The sequence below is a fragment of the Legionella massiliensis genome (assembly GCF_000756815.1).
Taxonomy (GTDB): domain Bacteria; phylum Pseudomonadota; class Gammaproteobacteria; order Legionellales; family Legionellaceae; genus Tatlockia; species Tatlockia massiliensis.
Map to the genome: position 1 here is coordinate 1,316,695 of NZ_CCVW01000001.1, position 21,796 is coordinate 1,338,490.

Below are 21,796 nucleotides of genomic sequence, written 5' to 3' on the forward strand. Positions count from 1 at the left end.
CTCAAATTCTAATCTTATACTCTGCGGACAGAAATTGAAAAGATCTAGGGGCATTTCCTTTTTTCTAGATGTTGGATACTCTAATGTCCACAAATCTAGGAGAGATAAGAATGCAGGTTAAAGCAGCGGTAGCGCATAAGGCTGGTGAACCATTAAGTATAGAAATGGTTGATTTGGAAGGTCCTCGGCAAGGCGAGGTGCTTGTTGAAATAAAAGCGACAGGGGTCTGCCATACTGATGCATTCACCTTATCCGGCGATGATCCTGAAGGCTTGTTTCCTGCTATTTTAGGGCATGAAGGGGCTGGAATTGTTGTTGAGGTAGGACCAGGCGTGACATCGCTGAAAGCAGGCGATCATGTGATTCCCCTTTATACCCCTGAATGTCGTCAGTGTGAATATTGCCTGTCGCAGAAAACCAATCTTTGCCAGGCTATACGCAGCACACAGGGAAAGGGGCTAATGCCGGATGGAACGAGCCGTTTTAGTTTAGGCGGTAAAAAATTATTCCATTATATGGGAACATCAACCTTCGCTAATTACACTGTCTTGCCTGAAATTGCCTTGGCTAAAATACGACAGGACGCGCCCTTTGAAAAGGTTTGTTATATAGGTTGTGGAGTTACCACAGGAATTGGCGCGGTCATTTATACAGCTAAAGTGCAGCCGGGCTCTAAGGTAGTTGTTTTTGGTTTAGGGGGTATTGGCCTGAATGTCATTCAGGGGGCTCGTATGGTTGGTGCTGAGCAAATTATCGGCGTCGATATCAATCCTGAGCGCAAAGCCTTAGCAAGTAAATTGGGGATGACTGATTTTGTTAATCCTAAAGCGCTTAATGGCGATCTTGTTGCCTACTTAGTTGAGCTGACCAAAGGTGGGGCTGATTACAGTTTTGAGTGTGTGGGCAATGTGCAACTTATGCGTCAGGCTTTGGAGTGCTGTCATAAAGGCTGGGGGGTATCTACTATTATAGGTGTCGCTGGTGCTGGGCAAGAAATAGCGACTAGGCCTTTTCAATTAGTTACTGGCCGAGTTTGGAAGGGTTCTGCCTTTGGTGGGGCACGTGGTCGAACAGATGTGCCAAAAATTGTTGATTGGTATATGGACGGCAAAATTAATATTGATGATTTGATTACCCATGTCATGCCAATTGAAAAAATCAATGATGCCTTTAATCTGATGCATGAAGGCGAATCAATAAGGACAGTGGTGACTTTCTGATGATGACCTTAGAACTGATTGAAGAGCATTCTTGCTTTGCAGGTAAGCAATTTGTTTATGCACACCAGTCCTCTTTAACGAAGTCCAGGATGCGCTTTGCGCTTTTTTTGCCTCCCCAAGCTGAAAAGCAAAAGGTGCCGGTTCTTTATTGGTTATCTGGCTTAACTTCGAATGAGCAAAACTTTATTACCAAAGCCGGAGCACAACGTGTGGCTGCTGAATTGGGTTTAGCGATTCTTTGCCCTGATACAAGTCCAAGAGATATTGAATTGCCTGGTGATAGGGATTCTTATGATTTTGGAATTGGTGCCGGTTTTTATCTCGATGCAATGAGGCAACCCTGGTCTGATTATTACCAAATGGCTAGTTATGTGACAGAGGAGTTAACCCAGCTAGTCTTGCAGAAATTCCCATTAGATGGACAAAGAATGGGTATATTTGGACATTCAATGGGAGGTCATGGCGCCCTAACCTTAGCCCTTAAAAATCCTGAAATATTCAAATCTTTATCTACCTTTTCCCCGATTTGCTCATTGATGCATTCCCCTTGGGGACAAAAAAGCCTTTCAGGCTATCTCGGGGAGGATAAAGCTCTATGGAAAAATTATGATGCTTGTGAATTAGTACTGCAAAGAGGTTGGTCTCATTCTACAATCCTCATTGATCAGGGCAGCGCAGATCCCTTTCTGAATGAACAATTGAAGCCTGATTTATTTAAGGCTGCATGTGAGCAAGCTGGGGTTGATTTAAAGCTGAGGCTGCATGAGGGCTATGATCATAGCTATTATTTTATTGCCAGTTTTATAGAAGAACACCTGCGTTTTCATGAACGGATGCTGTGAAAGGCTTCGAGACGGCCTAAAGGCCTCCTCAGCCCGAACGGATTTGAAGTAGTCAGCAGCCTGGATTTCGCTTTGTGCATCCAGGCTACATTCAATCTAATTTATCCACGCAACTTTAGACGAAATCAACGATACTCAGGTAAGGGCTGTTGATCCGGAAAGATTTCCGCAAGCGATACTGAAAAACCATCTTCTCTGACTATCCGTGCATGGGCGCGTTGTAATTGGCGAGGCTCATCAACACCACAGGAATGACAGAGAACAGCGACCTCATGAGCCATATTATTTGCATAATGAAATACACGTTCAGCCTTATCTTCAACAACCAGACCACGTTGCAAACCAAGATCATGGGTTGTGACGCCAGTAGGGCAGGTATTATTGTGGCATTTCATCGATTGGATACAACCCAAGGCAAACATGAAACCTCTTGCTGAGTTAACGAAGTCAGCACCAGCACATAAGGCCCAGGTAACGCCAGAAGGGGTAATCAGCTTCCCGCTAGCAATAACCTTAATACGTTCGCGTAAGCCATAAATTACAAGTATATCAACAAGATTGGGTAGAGATTCCTGAATAGGAATACCCATATAGTCCATAAGGCCTTGGGGTGAAGCACCGGTTCCGCCATCGGCACTATCCAGCGTTATAAAGTCAGGTGCAAATTCTTTGCCGCGTTCATGAATTGCAAAACAAAGCTCATTGAGCCATTCATAACTACCGAGAACAAATTTACAACCAACAGGTTTCCCGGTAATTTGGCGAATGTGTTCGATCTTATCAAGGAGCTCATCGACATTAGCGATATCAGTATGACGGTTGGGACTAATAGAGTCTTGATAGGGGGGAATACCTCTGATTTTAGCGACCTCTTCCGTAACCTTAACTGCAGGTAAAATACCGCCCTTACCTGGTTTAGCACCCTGGCTTAGTTTAATTTCAAACATTTTAATGCTGTCATGGGCAGCCCATTCACGTAAACGGTCATCAGATAAATTACCCTCGGCATCGCGAAACCCGTATTTTGCAGTACCGATTTGAGCAATAACATCACAACCCGCCTCAAGATGATAGGGAGAAACACCGCCCTCTCCAGTATTTAGCCAACAGCCGGCCTTTTTTGCTCCCTTGCCCAGGGCGAGAATCGCTGGTTTGGATATTGCCCCATAACTCATTGCTGAAATATTAAAGATATGGCTTGTGGTATAAGGTTGCCGGCAGTGAGGCCCTATAGTCACAGGCTGTATAGTTGCCTTATCCGTGCCTAAAGGTGGGAAGGGGGCGCTAACGAAATAAACGGTTCCCGTATTATGTAAGGGGCGGGTTGAGCCAAAACCGGTAGTTGTATCAAGCTCCTTTGCCGCTCTATAGACCCAGGAGCGATCAGATCTGTTGAAAGGTAACTCTTGTCGGTCATCGGCGAATAAGTATTGTCGAAAGAATACGCCCAAATACTCAAGAAAGTAGCGAAAATGGCCAATAACCGGGAAATTGCGTAAAACAGCATGTTGTTTCTGATTTCTATCCCAGATGTAAACAGAAATGAGCAGGACAGCTAAAGCAATAGCAAAGACCATGATGAATAATTCATCGGTCTCAAGTGCGCGTAAGAAAAATATATCTCTCTTTTTTACTTCTAAGGTTTCCACAAAATATCCTTATAAATCTCATAAAGACGGAGAGTATACATCGGGTTTAAATTGGAGTGAAACGCTGTGTTTAACTATTGAACATCAAGGAATTTTTTTAGTATATAATTAAATTAAACCAACAAGGATTTCAGGAGGGCATGATGTTAAATAATTCATCATTAGCCAATCATCTGCTAATTGCTATGCCTTCTTTAAAGGATCCAAATTTCGAACGATCAGTGATTTACGTTTGCGAACATCATGTTCAGGGAACGGTTGGATTAATTATTAACAGACCGATGCAATTTCCCTTAGGTCTAGTGTTTGAACAAATGCAAATTCAGCCTATAACTGTAGATCGTAATCAATTACCTCTGCTTTTTGGTGGACCTGTCCAACCAGAACGAGGTTTCGTTATTCATCGTCCTTTTGGTGGTTGGCGTTCAAGCTTGGCTCTGCGAGACGATGTGACGGTCACAACCTCTAATGATATTATTCGCGCCATTGCAGAAAATCGTGGTCCTAAAGATGTTTTGGTGACCCTGGGTTATGCCGGATGGAGTGAAAATCAGCTAGAGCAAGAAGTGATGGGAAATGTTTGGCTGGTTTGTCCGTATAAGCCTGAGCTGCTTTATGAGGTGCCTTTTGCTGAGCGTTGGGAATATGCTGGTTTAACAATCGGCGTTAAGATGACTCAATTGACAAGTCAATCAGGACACGCATAGTTTAGGCTTAATTAATTATAAGTGGAGTATTCATGCCTGAGGGGATCTTTTTAGGGTTTGATTTTGGTTATAAGCGAATTGGTGTGGCAGTTGGACAACAGATTACTTGTTCTGCACGTCCTTTATCAACCTTGGAGGCAAGGCAAGGTGTACCCGATTGGAGTTTAGTGCAAAAGATTATTAATGAATGGCGTCCACAGGCTCTGGTTGTTGGCTTACCAACCTGTATTGATGATACGGAACAATATACGACTGACGCGGCACGAAATTTTGCCCGGCAGCTCGGCAAACGCTATGCCTTACCTGTACATTTGGTTGACGAGCGCCTATCTACCGTTGAAGCGAGAGCTCAGTTGTTTGCTGAAGGTGGATATCGTAAAATCAAGCAATCTCAAGTCGATAGCTTTGCTGCTTGTGTTATTCTTGAGCAGTGGCTACAACATCCTGAATGAAAATCATGAAAAATTTTTTAGAGATTAGCCAACTTTCACGCCTGCAAATTGAGTCTCTTCTAGAACGAGCGCTGCATTTTAAACGAAGTAGGCAATATCCATCTTATCCCCAACATACAGTTGCCACTCTTTTTTATGAAAACAGTACACGCACCCGCGTCAGTTTTGAATTAGCCGCAAAGCGTTTATCAATGCCCCTAGTGAATCTTGACTTGCAAAACTCCTCGGAGGCAAAAGGAGAGGTTATTGAGGATACGATTAAAACCCTGGCTGCTATGGGGATTGACCTCTTTGTCATTAGACATCGTCAAGATGGTTTACAAAATGAGCTGGCAGCCAAATTAGATGCTAAGGTTCATTTGGTTAATGCAGGTGATGGGCAACATGCCCATCCAAGCCAGGCTATGTTGGATTTAATGACAATTGCTGAGATAAAACCTGAATTAAGCCAGCTTAAAATCGCCATCATTGGCAATATTCGCCATTCTCGGGTTGCAAACTCCTTGCAATGCCTTTGCTCAACCTTAAAAGTCGGCGAACTTAGCCTGATTGCACCTGAAATCTGGCAGCCATCGAAGGTTCATTATGGCTATGTTACAGATTCTTTGGTTGAAGGCCTGGCTGATGCTGATGTGATCATCTGTTTGCGAGTGCAGCATGAGCGTTTATTAGAAAATGAGCAAATGGACCTATCAAGCTACCGTCGTCAATTTGCTTTAACTCAGGATACCCTAAAATATGCCAAACCCGACGCTATGGTTATGCATCCTGGTCCCATGAACCGCGGTATAGAGATCGATAACGAAGTAGCGGATGGCCCCCAATCCTTTATTCTGCAACAGGTAGCAAACGGTGTATTTATGCGCATGGCTATTCTTGAGTCTTTGGTTAGGGGAGCGTAGCAACTACTTTCACTTAGGCGCCTGTAAAGTCTGCTTAAATGATAAGGCCTGCTGCAGAAACCGTACATTGACCTTGTCTGAGTCATTCATATCAGCAATGGTTCTTGCGACCTTTAATAAACGATGATAACCACGTGCTGAGAGTTTGAGACGTTCTAAGGCCTGGCTTAAGAATGATTGCTCCTCCTGGGTTAAGGCACAAACTGTTTCACAATCTTTGGCACCTAAAAAGGCATTTAAGCAATTCTGTCGTTCAAACTGCCGTAAACGTAGTTTTTCAACTTTTTCTCTGATCTTATCGCTTTGACCTCCAGGGGTATCATTCGGTTTAATAAGCTCTGCCTGGCTGAGGGCTTGTACAGTAATGTGCATGTCTATTCTATCTAGCAAGGGAGCTGATAACTTAGCCAAATAACGGCTAATTCGATCAGGGGTACATAAGCAATTAGCCTGGGGATTGCCCCATTGTCCGCAAGGACAGGGATTCATAGCCGCTAGTAGCTGAAATTTAGCGGGAAATTCAGTTTGTATCGCTGCTCTTGAAATGCAAATAGAGCCTGACTCCAGCGGCTCTCGTAGTGTTTCAAGAACGTTCCTCTGAAACTCGGGTAATTCATCAAGAAATAAAATACCGTGATGGGCTAGAGAAATTTCACCTGGTTTAGGGGGATTTCCGCCACCAACCAGGGCGATTGGCGAAGCGCTATGGTGGGGTGCACGAAAAGGTGGGCTGCGCCATTGACTGTAGTCAGGCAAACGCCCACGAATGGAATTGATTGATGCGCATTCTAGGGCTTCAGCCTCTGTTAATACCGGGAGCAGGGTTGCGAAACGTCTGGCTAACATAGTTTTACCACTACCCGGTGGCCCGCTTAACAGAATACTATGGCCACCGCAGGCGGCAATTTCCATCGCTTGTTTAGCGTGATACTGTCCTTTTACATCTGACCAATCCAGGGGCTCGTCTTGTTTCTTTGTTTCAGGACGTGCTGGTAAATTTTGTAAGGCTGTGCCTTGACATAGATAGCTACAAACTTCGCGGAGATTGTTAGCGGCATAGACATTTTCCTGTCCAGCAATGGAGGCTTCTTCAGCATTTGCTGAGGCGATAATTAATTGTTGTCTATCGCGATGTGCCGCTAAGACTACGGGAATAATGGCTGAAACTCCTCGTAGATTGCCGCTCAGCGCTAACTCGCCAATAAATTCATGTGAGCTTAGTTTTTCAGCAGGAATTTGTCCTGAGGCTGCAAGAATGCCAATAGCAATTGGCAGATCAAAGCCGCTGCCTGATTTAGGTAAGTCAGCAGGTGCTAGGTTTACAGTGATTCTGCGGCAGGGAAATTCAAATTGGCTGTTAATGATCGCAGAACGTACACGGTCTTTACTCTCTTTAACCGCTGTTTCGGCGAGTCCTACTATAGTGAAGCCGGGTAGGCCATTTGAAAGATGTACTTCCACGGAAACGGGCTGCGCTAAAATGCCAAGGGCTGAGCGCGTTTTACTAAAAGCGAGATTCATCATTTTTCCTGATTTAAGGTTGGATTTGCATGGCACCAGGTCTATTTGTCCAATGCTGGTGCTTATTGCTTGTTTAGCTAGATTTCTTCTTTTTAACGTCTTTAGCTAACAAACCTTCAACTTGACCTTGCAAAAGGTCCAATTTTTCACGAGTTCTGGCGAGAACCTTAGTTTGCACGTCAAACTCTTCCCGTGTAACTAAATCCATCCGGGCAAAGGTTGCTTGCAGGATTTCTTTGAATTTTTGCTGAATTTCTGTTTCTAGATTTTGGAAGCTATTAGGTAGGGTTGCAAAAAGCTTTTTTGCTAAATCATCAAACTGTTTTGGGTCAAACATGTTTATTTTTCCGTTTCAATAAATACAATGGGATACAGTCTAGCAATGCTCAGTTTTCAATTCTACAATAAACCTAAAAAAACGTTGTTAACGTCAGGTATGGATAAGGATTAGCTATGAAAATGCTCACAGCAATCATCAAGCCTTTTAAACTCGATGATGTGCACGAAGCGCTGATAGAAATAGGTGTACCCGGTATTACTATTTCAGAAACACGCGGATTTGGCAGGCAAAGAGGGCATACAGAACTCTATCGTGGTGCTGAGTATGTGGTTGATTTCTTGCCCAAGATTAAAATCGAACTGGCCTTAGCTGATGATATGGTGGAAGCAGCTATTGATGCCATTTGTAAAGCTGCTTATACAGGTAAAATCGGCGATGGCAAAATTTTTGTCTATGAACTGCAACAGGTTATAAGGGTGCGCACCGGAGAGGTTGGGACTGATGCCCTTTAATCCCGTCATCCAGAGCGCAGCGAAGGATCTCCTGAATGAGGCACTCTGCTAATCCCGGAGATCCTTCGCTGCACTCTGGATGACGGCATGCAGGAGTAGGGGGGCATAACCCTCGCTCTGGATGACGGTTCTTTGGGCAGTGGAAAAAGCAAACCTATTACACAACCAATTCCTGAGTTATAAACATCCATTCATCCTTGCTAACTGGTAAGACTGACAAGCGATTCCCCTTGCGAATTAAGGGCATTTTTTCAAGTTCTGGATAGCGTTTTAAGCTGTCTAGTGGAATCAATTCTTTGAATTTTTCTTTGAAGCGAATATCGACCATGAACCAGCGTGGGTTCTCAGGTGTACTCTTAGCATCTGGGTGTTCACTGTTAGGGTCGAAGGCGGTGAAATCTGGATAAGCGTCGCTAATTACCTCTGCAATGCCAATAATTCCTGGGGGATTGCAATTGGAATGATAAAAGAATACTTGATCGCCAATCGACATGTCATTTCGCATAAAGTTGCGAGCTTGATAATTACGTACGCCATCCCAATGAGTAGTTTGGTTTGGTGCTGTACGCAAATCATCGATACTAAAGCAACTGGGCTCAGATTTCATTAGCCAATATTTAGTCATTTTTTACTCCAGTGAATTTTGCTTTGAGTAATTATTCCTGTTAATGGTATGTCCCAACTATGTGGTTCAATATAAGGGTAATGCTGAAACTCATAGGCAATACCCATTAGCATAGGATGATTAACCTTAGCTAAGGTACGATCGTAATAGCCTGCCCCCATACCCAAACGCGTACCATAATCATCGAAGACAACCAAGGGTAAAAAAATGATATCGAGAGAGGTTGGAGAAATTGCTTCCGATTTTGGAACGTCAGGTTCATCTATTCCATAGCGATTTTTGATAAAAGGCGTTGCCGGGGTTGCTGGTAAAAATAATAAAGTCTTATCGTCATTAAGCACAGGAAAATAACAGAATTTGCCTTGTAAGGGGGCAGAGTTCCATATGGCATATAAGTCAATCTCCCCACCCATTGCATGATAGAGAGCAATGCGCTTAGCTTGGCGATATTGTTCTAAACCACGGATACGAGAACAGACTCTTGTTGATGCGGCGTGTTGGTATTCAATTGATAAATTTTCACGTATTTGCCGGCGGCTACGTCTCAGAGCGAGTTTAAAGCGATCGACCATAATTGAAGCTATTTTGAATTTTGTTTGTTGATTATTGCGTAGATAGTTCAAGGAGTTCAAGTTAATAATTAGGCTAAATTTTTTTTAGTGAGATCTGGTCAGAGAGAGAAAAATAAGGTATATACCTGTCGCATTTGTTGCTGCGCTGCTACTATTGGATGTGGTTCCATCGATTGTTGACTGACAGTGAAGCATATCTAACTGAAATCTTTGAGAGAATGTCATGAGTGATTTATTTGATGAAGAAGATGACTTAGTTGAAGGGGAATTTGTAAACACTGAGGACGAAGTAGTTGATATCGATGTCAATGAAAGCACCACTTTGGATGCACGTAGACGCCTAGAAAACATGCTAGAAGAAAAACGTTTGCGCGATGAACTCGATGATTTTGTCGATTATTGACTGCCAATGCCTACTCATATTCGATTTCAAGAAAATAAGGCAGTTTGGTCCTTCAACATCGATGATCGTATTTTTCTGGGAGAAGGTCTTTTTGAAACCATGCGAGTGGTTGAAGGTCGGGTACGATATCCCAGGCAACATTGGCAGCGTCTAAATCAGGCTGCCTTTTTTTTAGGTATAGTTTTTGAGGTATCTCTTGATTTATGGCTAGAGAAACTCAATGACTTTATCCAACTTACAAAAATGCAGAATGGTGGTATTAAGGCTATTCTCAGCGGTGGTAGTGCTCCACGAGGTCTTTTGCAACATGCCAAGGAGTCCCAGCTAGTTTTTGATGCTTTTCAATATGAGATGAGTACGCAGGCGCTTTCGCTTATTAGTGCTCCCTGGAGGCGCGATGCCAGGAATCCGATTTATCAAATGAAATCTGTGAATTACTTAGAAGCAATAATTGCTCGTCGCCATGCTCAGTCAGTTGAGGCAGACGAAGTTTTATTTTTCAATTTCCAGAATCAAGCCACAGATACTACAGTGGCAAATTTCTTTCTTATTCAAAATAATCAAGTGCTGACCCCTTCCTTGGAAAACGGGGTTGTGCCGGGAATTATTCGCCAACGCTTACTGTTTCTTTGTAAAGAACAAGGTATTGCTTACCTAGAATGTGCAATAACCAAAGAGCAGATAATCCAGGCTGAGGCAGCATTCACTACTAATGCCTTACAAGGGATACGACCGATATGTTTATTTGATGGGCATCATTTAAATACGGCTAATCCGATAATGGATTTATTACAAAGCCTATTACCAGGGGATCAGGAATAGTCCTGTTTTCTTTCCGCCCGATAAAATTTCACAAGTTTTAGAATCAACGCTAAAACAATTAAACAAAGCAGAATAAGAAGGCTGGCGTTTTTATAAAAGGGAGTTGGATTTGTAAGCACATCCATGCTGGCATAGCCGCAGTAGGTATAAATAATTTCTGCAGGTGCTAAAAATACAAAGGTTGTAAAGAGATAGTGGCTAAATTTAATGCGCGTCATCCCTAAACCATAGTTAACCAAATTAAAGGGAACTATAGGTATCAAACGTAGCAAAGCGGCAAATTGCCATCCGCCGCGCTCAACACCGGCAATTAATTTATTGAGCTTTGGCTTGTCTTGGGCTGTTAGCCAATCAATGGCTAAATGCCGTGAGATAGCAAAAGCGCAAACTGCTCCCAGAGTAGCACCAGTTAAATTAAAAAGGGTGCCAAGCAAAGGACCAAATAAAGCCCCACCGGCAAAAGTTAATACCATGGTTGGCAATAGCAAGATGGTTGCAAGGCTATAAAGCAGTAAAAACAAGAAGGGTGCTAACCAGCCTAACCCTTTGATACTATTAAGGATAAGTGGTGCATTCTCTTGAAAAACAGCTGCACATGCAATAAACGCTATTATCGTCAAAGCGACCCAGAGCGTTTTCATTGAATTTGATTTCTAAGCCACATGCCCGACACTTTATTACAGCCTCTCTATTAGAGCAAGTTAGATTAACGTCAGTTATGGAGAAGAGTCGTTTAAACTCTTCTCCATAACTGACGTTAGAGCCCTAAAGAACTATAAAAGATATCTAGGTTCCTCTGTCTCATTCCTATGACGGTTTGGTGCCTTGCTTGCAAAGATTCCACCTTGGGCAGCGCCATTCGCTGTAGTAGCCGGGCTATGACTTCTTTTTATCTGCTCAATTTTATTTTGCCAAATTTGAGCCTGCTCTGGTTTTAGATAGGGCTTGAGTTTTTCCTCGAAGAATTGGCGAGCTTGTGAAAGAGAATGGACTGATTGCTTCTCAAGTTTGAATTGATTGAGGTACAGAGAAAAGTAATAAACCGCTTTTTTCGAGTCATTAATCTCTTGCATAAAATTACCTAGAGAATTGTCCCTGCGGGCATTTGCATAGCTTTGTTCCGCTATTTCCAAAAAATCACCAACTACAGTATCGGAAGCTTCTGCTAGGTCAGCGATATTTTCCTCGTTCCAAAGAGTAAATTGGCTATGTTTATCAGTCAGTGCGTTCTGTATTTTATGAGCTAATTCTTCAGTCAAATATTGAGATTTCAGTGGCGCAAAGACATTGTCATAGAGACCTTGTAATTGCTTAGTTGAGCTTAGCTCTTTATTTTCTAGCAAATCATTAAGAGCGATTATCACTTTTTCTACCGCAGCATTTTCACGAGCTGCGTCTAATTCTTTAAAGGCAGCATTTGCATCAGCTAGATCAATAATCATTTGATCTATTAATTCCTGTGCCGAGCTCTTGCTTTGCGTCTTAGCTAGTCTGTCTAAGTCAGCAAGACCATAAGAGTTGAGTTCAGTAAAAATATACTTTACATAGCGGATAATCTCTTTGTCATTAGGTGCAAGGCGCTCTACAACACTGAGAATCCAGCTCAGCTCGTGGGGTTTTATTTGCTGTGATTGCTTAAGGTCACCATGAATGCTTGCGGCATATTTACATGATTTTTTTATAATTTTATTTTTAAGATCGGCAATCGAAGTAGCAAAGAAGTTTGCAACTACTAACTGGTTGGCAAAATAGACCGCATGCTCATATTCAGATGGGACTCTTGCTTTACGAGCATAAGGGCTAAGCAGGGTTTCGCATTCGCTAATGGTAAAGGGTATTCTCAGCCTGTCCCTTTCTTTTTTCGCCTCTTCTCCGGTGCCTAATATCGTATCACTCAAGAAGTCGAGGGTCTCGTGTAGCGTCGGATTATTCCTTATTTCAGATATCTGATGATAATTCAATAATAATTCTTGAGTAGCGAGCCTGGCTATATTTCTATAGAGAGGCTGAACCTGATAGCTATCTTGCTGGAAGTTGTCTGGATTATCAATGACTGCTCTAAGTAGATTTAAGGGTTGATTAAAGGCAGGTGAACGTGATACGCCATAGGTTGGTATCTTCAAGCCTTCTCTTTTTACTCGATCGGGTAATAAACCCACAATCTGCTTGTATATTTTCCTATCATATAAACTTGAAAGTTCTCCACAAAGAGCAGATGGCTCTTTGTTAGCTAATGCGCCTTCACTCAAAAGCGTTTTTAACGAAGGATCTTTGTTTTGTTTACACATTGATAATACTAGTAACAATTCTTGCAATGCAAAAAGACGAGAATTTGAGTCCGCACTATAGGGTAAGACAAAGATTTCCATAAGTTTTCGGCTCATCAACTCATGCTCTATAAAATCCTGGGGGCTAGGTATTTCATTAGGATTCTCGGTATAGCGCGCATAAAAGAAATTTAATGTTTTTACAGGATGTTGCTGAAAAAGTTTGGTTAGCAATGTCTGATAAGTATCTGCTCTTAAGCAATATTTGATCGCATAAAGCCTTTGGAGGATATTCTCTATATCGCTTGATTTATCCAAGGTATCGATGCGCTGTTTCAGATCAGCCAACGCTTTTTGTGGTTTAGTGAAAAGGGCGTCTTCATAACTGCTATCGTCAAGTAGGTTAGCTGAGGCTCTTGAGGAAATATCTTCTTCTGATAGTTGATACTCAGCCGGGTCAACACCCTCTTCTAAAACTTTTTTAAGGCTTGGCCCCTCTACCTGGCTCTGCCATGAAGCAGGTAAAATCGCAGAGATCCAAGACCATATCCAAGAGAGGAAGCTAGTCCAGGGCCACTCTTGGGCTTCTAATTCTTGCAATATAGCGTTCTTTCTTTCATTAAAGAGAACAAGACAAGTATTTGCTTTTTCGTCAGAATCAAGAATAGCTAAAAGCTCTTCACTACCTGGAGTTCGAGCTAGTTTTCTTTTCCAGGCTTTTAATCTAGCCTCTATAGAATTATATTGACGCATGGGAACCTCAAATAATAAGAACTTCTAGTTCAAAATTTATTCAATTATGATAACCTAAATACACTTTTCAGACTGTTAAGTTATTGTAAGGCTTTGCATCAAGTGTTTAATTTTTGTTATCTAGCCGTAGGTTGCGGTACCAAAGGAAGGTGAAAATGCGAGAACATCTTATTAAGTTTGCAAAGCTGCTATTGAGCCCGCTATTTATTTTAGGGTTTCGCATGACAATGGAAGGAACAATTAAAAAGTCTGAACGAAGGGTTATTCTTACTAATCGCTATTCTTTTCTAGATAGTTTATTAGCGGCTATTTTCTTGCCAACTCAATTGACATTCATTTTGCGGCCGCAGCCGGAAAGAGCTTTCCGAGCGAAGGTTCTATCTTGGTGTGCTGAGGTTATTTTCCTTGATTTACCATTAGATTCCTCAAAAGACAAGGTACTAGACGCGATTGCTTCCGGCCAAACTTGTGTATTTTTTCTTGAAGAATATAAAGAGAGCTTTAATGAGCTCGCCTTGATTTTATCTGAGTCTAAGGCCGAGCTTGTTCCTTTTCGTATTCAACGTCTAGGCTCTAAAATTAGCTTGCATGTTGTAGAAAATTTATCCCCGCCTTCAGCAAGTCTAGTATCAGGAAGGGATTTATTTCTTTTATATAGCGAAATAACTTTTGCTAATTACAATAAAAGCAACAGCCTTTTCAGCGCAATGCTTAGAGGTGCACAAAGAGCCGCTAAATTTACTGTATATATTGAAGATAGTAATCGAGCACCATTATCGTCTCGCCAATTTGTTACACGTTGTTTTATCTTGGGTCGGCAATTGCGCACTGAAACCCAAAGCGGAGAATTGGTTGGACTTATGTTACCGACGACCATCATTGGCCTGGTTAGCTTTTTTGCCTTGCAAGCCTATCGACGAACCCCAGCAATGCTGAATTTTAGTAGTGGTTTTTATAATCTCTATTCAGCCTGTCAAACTGCAGGAATAAAAACAATCTATAGCTCTCGCCAATTCATACAAACCGCTAAACTTGAAACCCTTGTCAGCGAGTTAGTTGCTGCAGGCTTGGAGCTAAGATTCCTTGAAGATATAGCGCCCAGGATTAAGCTCAAGGCTAAGATAGCGGGTTTAATTAAAGGCTTTTTCCCGAAATCTACCTATTGGTTTCTGGGGGGCAAAGTGAGGTCTGAGCAATGTGCGGTTGTACTATTTACCTCCGGTTCAGAAGGTGTACCTAAAGGGGTTGCCCTGACTCATGAGAATATTTTATCCAATTGCTATCAAATGATCTCTAGGGTTGATTTTTCTCCCCATGATATTTTTTTTAACGCACTACCAATCTTCCATTGTTTTGGTTTAACAGCGGGAAGCTTAACTTCTTTATTTACCGGGAATCGCTGTTTTCTTTATCCTTCACCACTTCATTATAAAATTATTCCAGGCCTTGTTCGTGAGACAAAAGCGACGATTTTTTTTGCCACTGATACCTTTCTCACAGGCTACGCGCGAACTGCTAAATCCGAGGATTTTAGTTCCTTAAGCTATGTTTTTGCTGGTGCTGAAAAGGTTAAAACAGAAACGGTTGAATATTGGCAAAAGAATTTTGCTGTCCATATCTACGAAGGTTATGGAGCGACAGAAGCTTCGCCGGTAATTTCGCTAAACTGTCCTACAGCAGAGAGATTGGGAAGTGTCGGGCTTCCCCTGCCTGCTCTTGAATATCATATCGAACCCGTTGAAGGAATAAGCGAAGGAGGGCGCTTATATATCCGTGGACCTAATGTTATTTCTGGCTATCTTGGCAAACAAAACTCTCAATCTGGCTGGCATGATACCGGCGATATCGTTAAGGTGGATCAAGATGGATTCTTATTTATAAAGGGACGGGCAAAGCGTTTTGCCAAACTTGGCGGCGAGATGATTTCACTTGCAGCAGTAGAATCGATCGCTTCAACCCTATGGCCAGAGCAGTTGCATGCTGCCTTAAGCAGGCAATGTCCACATAAAGGGGAGCAGATAATCCTGTTCTCAGAAAATTCCAGTGCAGATAAGAAAACCTTTATTCACTACGCGAAAGCCCATGGGCAATCGGAATTATTAGTGCCTCAAATCATTTTTCCAAGTGTACAAATTCCGGTTCTAGCCTCCGGTAAAATAGATTATCCGGGTTTAGAGCGCGATCTTGCTTCATTCTTCCCAGATTCTTCAACAAGAGAAACAAATTTTTTATAACTTAAGAAAGTCTTAATAATTTCTTAAGATTTCCCTGCTATTATGAAACTATCTATTAATTCCACTGGCTGGAGATATCGATGTCACAAAGTACTAAAAGTATGCTGACAATGATGAAACCAAGTGTAAAGACCACTCAAATTGCGCAAAGTCAGAGCAAGAAGAAGCCTGTTGAACAAAAGACTTCGACAAAATCTGGTGCTCGAGGCGTAGAATTTGAACAAGTGGTAGACGACTCAAATATTGATGAGCCGGTGAATAATATGAAAAACACGCTGGTGAATGATATGAAAAACAAACCAGCGATGAAAAGCACGCCGGTGAATGAGATGGAAAACATTTTAGGTATGTGTATTTCCTCACAAAATAAAAATAAATCTAAATTGACTCGAAATAATTAATTTTTCTATTTCCTCATAGGGTCTGTCTAGCTGCTATTCTGTCTGCCCTTAAATCTGCTCTCTTGAATTCTTAAGTCTGAACGATATACTTAATCAATAGATTGTTTCATTATGAGGCATTAATGGCTGGTTTCTCTGAAGCATCGCATTGGCGCGATTCAGCAAGAAGTGCGCGTTTTTTCATTGTTGACGCAAGAGCCGCGTTTCCAATTTTCCTTTTTTTAATGCATATTAGGGTTTGGACTGGTATTTTAGTTCTGATATCAGCAGTCTTTTTTGGCATTATTGAGCATTATGGGTTTACCGTACCTGTTTTTTTGCGCTGGATAAGGCATTTTCTTGCTGGTAATCTCAGATCAGCTCAACCATGGTGGCGATAGATGGAGACAGATATTCGAAAGAGTATGGCCTTAATTGCGACGGGCTTGAATGCTAAGTTTTATTTGAATGATCGTTTTGTGAGTTACGAAGAAGTGTTTTCAGATACTGGTTTGTTGCCAGCAATAGCGCGCCGTGCAGATCAATTATGTTCTCTTTGTCTTGGCTATGGTTTAGGGGCAACCTTTGATGAGGCAGAAAATGCTTTATTAGGAATACGTGTTGTATTCGATGAGGTGACACCTAATGCCTTACGCTTGCTTTGTATGACAGACGTATTAAACGAATTGATTCAGGGAGGGCCGAGTAGAGATTACACGCCCCTAGATGAATTAATGTATGATTAAATTTGTTAGAAATGTAAAAAAAATGAAAGTTTGGTTTTCCTTAAGATTCTCTTAAGGAATTATCTGCTATTGTATGTTTAACAACAGATAGTTACGGAGCGTAACAAAATGAGTATCCCCTTTTTGAAGGATTGGCAAAACCTTTCAAGAGCCTCAGCTTCGCTAGACGGCAAAGTAGTTATAACAGCAGAGCAGGCAACAGAAACGGTAGGACGGCCTCTCGTCAAATTAATTGATCCAATGAATAAGATAAATGTTATTCATCCTACTGGAGACACAAAAGAGGGGCTTCAGATTCTCACTGAGACAGCCAACGCATTTAATAATATTCTCGATAATAAGAATCAAATTAAGGATGAGCAGCAAGCCGATGTTGCACTTCAAGCCGATGCGTCATCCGAAAATACACCAAGTTTTCGCTAACATATTTATAACAGCATTCAGCCTTTCTTGCTGAATGCTGTTATACTTTCACTAGTACCAAAATTATTAAAATGACCCTTAGCTCTAGCACATAGAGACTTGTATCCTATGAACGATAAATTAACAAAACAACAAACAGACGCGATTTTGCAAGCGTTGGATAAGGCTATTACAACAGGCCCCTGGGAAAAGTCTAATTTTTTACGTGTAATAGGCAAGAACTTGCAAGATATACGTAATAACTTTGCCAATCTGTTAAGTGGGGGCCAGGAAGCAAAACAGTTAGAAACTTCTGCTCAAGAAAGTCGAGCATTGCAGCGGGCTAGCCAATTAGAGGTTTTTATTGCACTCTATGCCTCGGATGGGAGTAATTTGCAGTCTTGGGAACGTATTCTGGCTAACTTGCCGCGCCAACTTATTTCACGCCCTGTTTATTCGGAAGAAATCAATGTTGAGAACCTGATTAAATCCAAAGAAAATAAAGTCAATGAAGCCTATGTTGCTGTTTATATTCTTCAGACAGATATCCTAACTCTTCCTTCAGATAAGATACCCGTTGATAAATTTGGTAAGCCTTTACTGACCATCAAAGATCGTTCGCTTAACTTGGATAATATCAGCCGGTTTGTTCATTTATCAGGTACTTACAATTATCAGAAAGGTCGTTTAATAAAAAGTAGTTAACGTCAGTTATAGATAAGAGGATTGAACATTAACTAGCGCCCAAACTTAAGTGGGTCTATATCCAGGCTCCTTCAAAATTCGATTTTGAGTTTTTTGCTTTTTTCACCCGAGCTATTTTTAAAAACGCGCGATAGAGCTAACTATTACTTGCTATTTAAAAATAGCTCGGGTGAAAAAATCAAGGTGCCTAAAAACTCGCATTTTGAAGGAGCTTGGGTATATACTTGAAACTATATATTATCTCGTCTTATTAGAAAATATCGGATGGCTCAACAACAACAGCAAGGTTCTGGTGATAACTCGATGGCGCCTGTTTGGATTACGGTGCTTTTAATTATCACGGCATTCATAATCTGGAAAACTTCACACCAGTATATCGTTGCCTTTGTTTTTTATCTCAATGTGCTTCAAGCAAAATTAATTACCCTGTTTGTTAGTGTGCCCAAGCTTGAAAGCAATATCTATATTATGCAAACCATTGATCCAGCTTCTGTGGAGTGGGAGCAATTTGTTGGTTTAACGCAAAGTGTTGGTGATTATATTCGTTATCCAGTTGTGGTTATTTTGGTATTACTAGCTTTTTTCCTGTATCACTCTGATATTACCCTTAAATTTCGGCGGGCGCATAATATGAAAACCTTGCGAGCTCAGGAGCAACATAACTGGCTTGCAATTATGCCTATTGTCAAAGAAGACTTAGCGAATGAAGATGTTAACAAAGGCCCCTGGGCAATGGCGTTAACACCTATGGAATTTGCGCGTAAATATAATCTATTGAAAAAAGAAGATGCACTTTTAGATAATCCCGTTCCTGGTCAAGAGATGACCGCGGGTCTTAGGAAAGGAGATGCCAAGCGAGTTTTTACCTTGCAACTCGGTCCTTATTGGGATGGTTTTGAGCGTTGCCCACCCCATGCATATGCCTTGGCTGCTGTTTTCATGGCTCGTATGAATAGGGATAGGGATTCAGCAAATATGATTTTACAAACATTGGACAAAACTTTTACCGCAGGTAAACCAGATTTTAGCGTAGCCAGACCTGTTATAAAGAAATATCAGGGTGCTGAGAATGTACAGGAAATTGTTACTAAGCATGCCTATCTCTTAACTGTAATTTCGTCCTTGTTAGCAGCTTCGCGCGATGATGGTGTTGTTCCTCCCGCAGAATTTTTGTGGTTAAAGCCTCTGGATCGTCGATTATGGTATATGCTTAATAGTATTGGCAGACAAACTCCCTTTGCCGAAGTAGGGGGAGCTTTCGCTCATTGGCGCGCTGAAAAAGAAATGGGGAGAAGGTCTTTGGTACCGATGATTGATGAAGCGATTAAAGCGCTTGAAGTAGCAATTAAAGAAGTTAAATTGACACCTAAGGAAATGCAGGAGTTAGAGCCCTAATGCGTGGTATAGATTCTCGTCATGAAATTGATCCTACCTTATTGTTGCGGGATACACGTACCCTTGGTCAACGGATGGGTGACTTTTTTTCAGATCCATCGAATATTGCTATTGTTTTAGTTTCTTTGGCTGCAGTTTCCTATTATGTTTCTGAATTATCTACTTTGATGCTTGTATTCGGCATTATATTTTTTCTTTACTGTTTTTCACGTAAACAGAAGTTACCTTTTAGATTGCCACAAATCGCGCGTGTTAAGGATTACAACGATTTAAAGCCTGGCATTGGTACACCAAATATTGCCAGAGGAATCGCATTTTTCGGCAATGATCGAAAAACAGGTGAAGAGCTTTGGTTTGCAAATGATGACCTAAGAACACATATCCTCATTTTTGGTTCAACCGGTAGTGGTAAAACAGAAGCCTTAGTTTCCTTGGCATATAATGCGTTGGTTCAAGCCAGTGGCTTCATCTATGTCGATGGTAAAGGTGATAACTCGCTCTATGCGAAAGTATTTTCCATGGTTCGTAGTATGGGTCGTGAAGATGATTTGTTACTAATTAATTTCATGACTGGTGCAAGGGATATTATTGGTCCTCAAGAAAGACGCTTATCGAATACGTTGAATCCTTTTTGTCAGGGTTCTTCGAGCATGCTTACCCAGCTTGTAGTTAGCTTAATGGGATCGTCCGGACAGTCTTCTGATGGTGATATGTGGAAAGGCCGGGCTATCAGCTTCGTGGAAGCCTTAATGAAGCTGCTTGTCTATATGCGTGATGAAGGGGCTATCTTACTCGACGCGAACTCAATCCGTAATTATTTCGATCTGGTAAAATTAGAATCGATAGTGATAGATAAAATTTTTCCTCGTGATGAGCAGGAAAGTGTCAATATCGAGTCTGTGCCTAAGCTAGTAACAGATCCCTTACGTAACTATGTTTTCAACCTACCTGGATATAACAAAGAGAAAAAAGGAAAACAGGTTTCTCAGGTATTGGAGCAACATGGTTTTATTACAATGCAGTTGGTTCGTGTGTTCTCATCACTTGCTGATACCTATGGACATATTATTAGAACGAACCTTGCAGAGGTGGATTTTAAGGACGTAGTACTTAATCGACGAATTTTGGTTGTTTTACTGCCCGCGCTGGAAAAATCCCCGGATGAATTATCAAACTTGGGTAAGGTTATTGTTTCCTCACTGAAGGCAATGATGGCAGCTGGTTTGGGTGACCAGGTTGAAGGGGATTACCGCGATGTGATCTTACGTAAACCAACAAATTCACCAACACCTTATATGTGTATTCTCGATGAGTACGGATATTATGCTGTGCAAGGTTTTGCCGTGGTACCAGCGCAAGCACGTTCTCTTGGATTCTCAGCAATATTTGCCGGACAAGATTTGCCAGCTTTCCAAAAAGCATCTAAAGAAGAAGCTGCATCTATTGGTGCAAACACGAACATTAAAATATGCATGAAACTTGAAGATCCCGTTGAAACTTGGGACTTTTTTACCAAAACTGCTGGCGAAGCCTATGTGACTAAGGTGGATTCATTCCAAACCAAAGATACCAGCATTTCAAATAGTTATATGGATACCAAAAGTTCGTCCTTCGAAAAGCGTTCCCGTATCGATTTGCTAGACTTAAAAGATCAGACAGAGGGTGAGGCTCACATCTTTTTCAAATCCAAGATTGTGCGGGCCCGTATGTTTTATGCGAACCCCACGCCTGTTAAACGTTTGAAAGTTAATCAATTCCTCAAAGTAGAGCCGCCACCGGATGACTACTTGATGAAGTTGCAAAAACAACTTTTTGGATTTCAACAAGTACTGGATAGTGGAGAGCTTTCTATTGAAAAAGAGGTTGAAAACGAAGAAATTACGTTGATAACCAAGGCATTACATGAATCGCAAATCACCGAGCCGATCGAACGGGGAGTTGCGGCCTTGTTAGCCTTCCATGGCCATAATGAACCAGAGCCAATTGAAGATCTTATTGAAGAGGAAGAAGAGGGTGCTCTTACAATCTTCTCTAAACTTCGTCAGCTAGAACATGGGTTACCGTTGTTGGTTAAAGATGTTGAACAATTTTCTTTATCACTTCTGGGAATTAATGAAACTCGAAATTATTTATCTGTTATTGAGCGTGTCAGTGGCGCGAAAGATAAATATGCAGGTACTGTAGCTAATGAGTTAATTAAAGACTTCCAAATGGCAACAAGTTATCCTCCACAAGAGCGGGATGTTGTTTCGTCTGAAGATTTAACTGCTATGATTAGCGGGCTTAGTGAAAAAATCGCTAGTGAACGTGAAAAAGCGAAAGCTAAGGCTGAAGAGAGCACCTAGTCCCCTATCCCCCAAGATAGACCTTTCTTTGCTTCTTATTCATAGAGAGTCTGTATTTGGCG

Annotated in this window: 23 protein-coding genes; 16 read left to right on the forward strand and 7 right to left on the reverse strand. The window is 41.6% G+C overall.

Going from position 1 to position 21,796, the window contains the following annotated elements; genetic code table 11:
* Positions 1 to 83: 83 nt before the first annotated feature.
* Together BN1094_RS05700 and fghA are read left to right on the forward strand one after the other, a co-directional pair.
* Entirely contained in the window at positions 84 to 1,220 is a 1,137-nt protein-coding gene (locus tag BN1094_RS05700; protein WP_425411902.1) for an S-(hydroxymethyl)glutathione dehydrogenase/class III alcohol dehydrogenase, read from the forward strand.
* A complete protein-coding gene (gene fghA / locus BN1094_RS05705; RefSeq protein ID WP_425411903.1) occupies positions 1,220 to 2,062 on the forward strand; it encodes an S-formylglutathione hydrolase in 843 nt (280 codons plus the stop codon). Before BN1094_RS05700 ends, fghA begins: the two co-directional genes overlap by 1 nt.
* Before the next feature lie 125 nt (positions 2,063 to 2,187).
* Here fghA and BN1094_RS05710 read toward each other — a convergent pair whose 3' ends face one another.
* A complete protein-coding gene (locus BN1094_RS05710; RefSeq protein WP_245614195.1) occupies positions 2,188 to 3,711 on the reverse strand; it encodes an FMN-binding glutamate synthase family protein in 1,524 nt (507 codons plus the stop codon).
* A gap of 143 nt (positions 3,712 to 3,854) precedes the next feature.
* Here BN1094_RS05710 and BN1094_RS05715 point away from each other — a divergent pair, with 143 nt between their 5' ends.
* The 3 genes from BN1094_RS05715 to BN1094_RS05725 are packed head-to-tail and all read left to right on the forward strand — an operon-like array spanning position 3,855 to position 5,772.
* The gene (locus BN1094_RS05715) at positions 3,855 to 4,418 is read left to right on the forward strand and encodes a YqgE/AlgH family protein (protein WP_043873323.1); all 564 of its coding nucleotides are present in this window, start codon (positions 3,855 to 3,857) and stop codon (positions 4,416 to 4,418) included.
* 32 nt (positions 4,419 to 4,450) lie between these two features.
* Positions 4,451 to 4,870 carry a Holliday junction resolvase RuvX gene (ruvX, locus tag BN1094_RS05720; RefSeq protein WP_043873324.1) on the forward strand — a complete coding sequence of 140 codons (420 nt, stop codon included), beginning with the start codon at positions 4,451 to 4,453 and terminating at the stop codon, positions 4,868 to 4,870.
* Positions 4,871 to 4,875: 5 nt separating this feature from the next.
* On the forward strand, positions 4,876 to 5,772 hold the full coding sequence (locus BN1094_RS05725; protein ID WP_043873325.1) for an aspartate carbamoyltransferase catalytic subunit: 897 nt from the start codon (positions 4,876 to 4,878) through the stop codon (positions 5,770 to 5,772).
* Positions 5,773 to 5,781: 9 nt separating this feature from the next.
* Here BN1094_RS05725 and BN1094_RS05730 read toward each other — a convergent pair whose 3' ends face one another.
* Both BN1094_RS05730 and ubiK read right to left on the reverse strand, forming a co-directional pair.
* Positions 5,782 to 7,293 carry a YifB family Mg chelatase-like AAA ATPase gene (locus BN1094_RS05730; protein ID WP_043873326.1) on the reverse strand — a complete coding sequence of 504 codons (1,512 nt, stop codon included), beginning with the start codon at positions 7,291 to 7,293 and terminating at the stop codon, positions 5,782 to 5,784.
* A 73-nt stretch (positions 7,294 to 7,366) separates the two neighbouring features.
* Positions 7,367 to 7,630 (reverse strand): ubiquinone biosynthesis accessory factor UbiK, encoded by a 264-nt coding sequence (gene ubiK / locus BN1094_RS05735; protein ID WP_043873327.1) that lies wholly within the window; start codon positions 7,628 to 7,630, stop codon positions 7,367 to 7,369.
* Positions 7,631 to 7,746: 116 nt separating this feature from the next.
* Here ubiK and BN1094_RS05740 point away from each other — a divergent pair, with 116 nt between their 5' ends.
* Positions 7,747 to 8,085, forward strand: a complete 339-nt coding sequence (locus tag BN1094_RS05740; RefSeq protein WP_043873328.1) for a P-II family nitrogen regulator — start codon at positions 7,747 to 7,749, stop codon at positions 8,083 to 8,085.
* A gap of 157 nt (positions 8,086 to 8,242) precedes the next feature.
* Here BN1094_RS05740 and BN1094_RS05745 read toward each other — a convergent pair whose 3' ends face one another.
* Positions 8,243 to 8,710 (reverse strand): EVE domain-containing protein, encoded by a 468-nt coding sequence (locus BN1094_RS05745; RefSeq protein WP_043873329.1) that lies wholly within the window; start codon positions 8,708 to 8,710, stop codon positions 8,243 to 8,245.
* Entirely contained in the window at positions 8,707 to 9,282 is a 576-nt protein-coding gene (locus BN1094_RS05750) for a 5-formyltetrahydrofolate cyclo-ligase (protein WP_043873330.1), read from the reverse strand. The genes BN1094_RS05745 and BN1094_RS05750 overlap by 4 nt, the downstream gene beginning before the upstream one ends.
* A gap of 223 nt (positions 9,283 to 9,505) precedes the next feature.
* Here BN1094_RS05750 and BN1094_RS05755 point away from each other — a divergent pair, with 223 nt between their 5' ends.
* Both BN1094_RS05755 and BN1094_RS05760 read left to right on the forward strand, forming a co-directional pair.
* Complete coding sequence (locus BN1094_RS05755; RefSeq protein WP_043873331.1) at positions 9,506 to 9,685, forward strand: PA3496 family putative envelope integrity protein; 180 nt, start codon at positions 9,506 to 9,508, stop codon at positions 9,683 to 9,685.
* A 6-nt stretch (positions 9,686 to 9,691) separates the two neighbouring features.
* Positions 9,692 to 10,507: an aminotransferase class IV gene (locus BN1094_RS05760; RefSeq protein ID WP_043873332.1), complete on the forward strand. Its 816-nt coding sequence runs from the start codon at positions 9,692 to 9,694 to the stop codon at positions 10,505 to 10,507.
* Here BN1094_RS05760 and BN1094_RS05765 read toward each other — a convergent pair.
* Together BN1094_RS05765 and BN1094_RS05770 are read right to left on the reverse strand one after the other, a co-directional pair.
* On the reverse strand, positions 10,498 to 11,148 hold the full coding sequence (locus BN1094_RS05765; RefSeq protein ID WP_043873333.1) for a TVP38/TMEM64 family protein: 651 nt from the start codon (positions 11,146 to 11,148) through the stop codon (positions 10,498 to 10,500). The two genes, BN1094_RS05760 and BN1094_RS05765, sit on opposite strands and share 10 nt — an antisense overlap.
* A 132-nt stretch (positions 11,149 to 11,280) precedes the next feature.
* Positions 11,281 to 13,527 (reverse strand): hypothetical protein, encoded by a 2,247-nt coding sequence (locus BN1094_RS05770; protein WP_043873334.1) that lies wholly within the window; start codon positions 13,525 to 13,527, stop codon positions 11,281 to 11,283.
* A gap of 155 nt (positions 13,528 to 13,682) precedes the next feature.
* Here BN1094_RS05770 and BN1094_RS05775 point away from each other — a divergent pair, with 155 nt between their 5' ends.
* The 8 genes from BN1094_RS05775 to BN1094_RS05810 all read left to right on the forward strand — a co-directional run bounded on the left by BN1094_RS05775 (position 13,683) and on the right by BN1094_RS05810 (position 21,734).
* Positions 13,683 to 15,761, forward strand: coding sequence for an AMP-binding protein (locus BN1094_RS05775; RefSeq protein WP_043873335.1), 2,079 nt, complete (start codon positions 13,683 to 13,685; stop codon positions 15,759 to 15,761).
* A gap of 80 nt (positions 15,762 to 15,841) precedes the next feature.
* Positions 15,842 to 16,162 carry a hypothetical protein gene (locus BN1094_RS05780; protein WP_043873336.1) on the forward strand — a complete coding sequence of 107 codons (321 nt, stop codon included), beginning with the start codon at positions 15,842 to 15,844 and terminating at the stop codon, positions 16,160 to 16,162.
* 122 nt (positions 16,163 to 16,284) lie between these two features.
* Complete coding sequence (icmT, locus tag BN1094_RS05785; RefSeq protein WP_043873337.1) at positions 16,285 to 16,542, forward strand: IcmT/TraK family protein; 258 nt, start codon at positions 16,285 to 16,287, stop codon at positions 16,540 to 16,542.
* Positions 16,543 to 16,887 carry a type IV secretion IcmS family protein gene (locus BN1094_RS05790; RefSeq protein ID WP_043873338.1) on the forward strand — a complete coding sequence of 115 codons (345 nt, stop codon included), beginning with the start codon at positions 16,543 to 16,545 and terminating at the stop codon, positions 16,885 to 16,887.
* A 108-nt stretch (positions 16,888 to 16,995) separates the two neighbouring features.
* Complete coding sequence (locus BN1094_RS05795; RefSeq protein ID WP_043873339.1) at positions 16,996 to 17,310, forward strand: hypothetical protein; 315 nt, start codon at positions 16,996 to 16,998, stop codon at positions 17,308 to 17,310.
* A gap of 108 nt (positions 17,311 to 17,418) precedes the next feature.
* Positions 17,419 to 17,994 (forward strand): Dot/Icm secretion system protein IcmQ, encoded by a 576-nt coding sequence (gene icmQ / locus BN1094_RS05800; protein ID WP_043873340.1) that lies wholly within the window; start codon positions 17,419 to 17,421, stop codon positions 17,992 to 17,994.
* Between the two features lie 264 nt (positions 17,995 to 18,258).
* Positions 18,259 to 19,389, forward strand: coding sequence for a type IVB secretion system coupling complex protein DotM/IcmP (icmP, locus tag BN1094_RS05805; RefSeq protein ID WP_043873341.1), 1,131 nt, complete (start codon positions 18,259 to 18,261; stop codon positions 19,387 to 19,389).
* Positions 19,389 to 21,734 carry a TraM recognition domain-containing protein gene (locus tag BN1094_RS05810; RefSeq protein ID WP_043873342.1) on the forward strand — a complete coding sequence of 782 codons (2,346 nt, stop codon included), beginning with the start codon at positions 19,389 to 19,391 and terminating at the stop codon, positions 21,732 to 21,734. The genes icmP and BN1094_RS05810 overlap by 1 nt, the downstream gene beginning before the upstream one ends.
* The last annotated feature ends 62 nt before the right edge of the window (positions 21,735 to 21,796 follow it).